The sequence below is a fragment of the Pseudomonas sp. FW305-7 genome (assembly GCF_058786735.1).
Genome location: NZ_JBYSZA010000047.1, coordinates 1 through 1,513 on the forward strand (window position 1 = coordinate 1; position 1,513 = coordinate 1,513).

At 60.5% G+C, this 1,513-nt stretch carries 4 protein-coding genes; all 4 read left to right on the top strand.

The annotated features are described in order from the left end of the window. The coding region (locus AC3WMT_RS29840) for a YkvA family protein (protein WP_146041297.1) at positions 1 to 244 on the top strand (244 nt) is incomplete at its 5' end. A gap of 112 nt (positions 245 to 356) precedes the next feature. Beyond that, positions 357 to 698, top strand: a complete 342-nt coding sequence (locus tag AC3WMT_RS29845; protein ID WP_103307432.1) for a helix-turn-helix domain-containing protein — start codon at positions 357 to 359, stop codon at positions 696 to 698. Further along, positions 695 to 1,066 carry a hypothetical protein gene (locus tag AC3WMT_RS29850; protein ID WP_003223109.1) on the top strand — a complete coding sequence of 124 codons (372 nt, stop codon included), beginning with the start codon at positions 695 to 697 and terminating at the stop codon, positions 1,064 to 1,066. The genes AC3WMT_RS29845 and AC3WMT_RS29850 overlap by 4 nt, the downstream gene beginning before the upstream one ends. After that, on the top strand, positions 1,067 to 1,474 hold the full coding sequence (locus tag AC3WMT_RS29855; protein WP_103307431.1) for an SEL1-like repeat protein: 408 nt from the start codon (positions 1,067 to 1,069) through the stop codon (positions 1,472 to 1,474). The last annotated feature ends 39 nt before the right edge of the window (positions 1,475 to 1,513 follow it).

Below are 1,513 nucleotides of genomic sequence, written 5' to 3' on the forward strand. Positions count from 1 at the left end.
GATCTCGGTGGTCGCGGGGCTGATGTATTTCCTCAGTCCGGTCGATGCAATCCCGGATTTCATCCCGGTATTCGGCATGCTTGATGACATCGCCGTCCTCGCCTGGCTGATGAAAACCCTCGACGATGAACTCAGCGCCTTCAGACTTTGGCGCAATCGCCAGCAGCCGGAAAAACTGGCGGTCGTCGAGCGCCTGCCTGATACCCCCGCGCAACTGCAACTTCAGGGCCCGAAAAAGCCCTGATTCACCCAACCCGCCAACAGATAGATACCCCCCGCGACCTTGGCCGCTGTTAGGATTACACTTCTAGGGAAAAGTGCCGACTCGCTAAGTGTTGTTGTCCTACGGGGTAGTCATGGATATTCAGATAATTGCACGCGATGGCGAACCCGAATACGCGGTTTTGCCATGGGCTCAGTATCAGGCTCTACTGAAAGCAGCAGGCATCAACGAAGCACCGTCGCGGCAGGCTCCAGAGCCAGTCGCGGCATCACCGGACCCGATTCTTCCAGGTCTGGATCAACTACGCAGTTTGCGCGAAGGGAAGGGCATCGCCATCGAGGCGCTGGCCCGCACGGTAGGCATCAGCCCGTCTTACCTGGCCATGATTGAAAGTGGTGAGCGTCTGCCTGACGCCGCGATTCGCCGCAGCCTGGCCTGGGAACTGACGGTGCCAGGGTGGAGGGAAGAATCGTGAGCGTACGCATCAGTCGACAACATTGGGACGGATTGCTGGGGGAGCTGGATCAGGCACGCAGGCAGCGCCATCTGCTGACTTATCGGGCGCTGCTCGAACGTTTGCAATTGCCGACGCCGGCGATGCAGACCCTGACCGCCGCGCTTGAGCATCTGGCGGCACTCGACGCCAAGGCCGAACAGCCGTTGCGCAGCTCGTTGGTAATCAGTCAGGGCGCGAGTCGTCTGCCGCGCACCGGTTTTTTCGAGTGCGTTGAGCGTCTGGGACGTTTTTCAGGGCCGTCCGATGGTGTCGCAGCGGCTTCCTGGCATGCTTCGGAAGTGGTCAGAGTCTTCGAATACGAGTACCCGGAATCGGCGGAGGCCTGAGTGTTTTTACGACTCAAGGCGCAGGCCAGCTACTGGTTGGCGCGCCGGCTGTTTCACTGGTCGTGGTTTGTCCGTCAGCCGCGCGGCTGGCGTTGGCTGGAGGGCCAGTTCGCACGCATGGCCAACCTCGGCGATGTCGGCGCGCAAAGCTTCTACGGACACATCCTGACCTTTCGCGGTGTCGGGCTGGGGGCGCGAGAAGAAGGCGTGCGCCTGTTGCGGTTGGCGGCCCTGGCCGGTGATGGCAAAGCGGCCTATCAGGTCGGTGTGATCAGCCTGGCAGGCACGCCAAGCAAAGCGCCGGATCCTGTCGAAGCCGCACGCTGGTGGAATATGGCGGCCAAGGCCGGGCATCCGTTGGCCGAGCTTAAATTGAAAGAACTGGGGACTGGAGGTTCAACGCAGTAACTTCAAATATGTCTGCCCAATAAACGTGGCGTGAGGGAA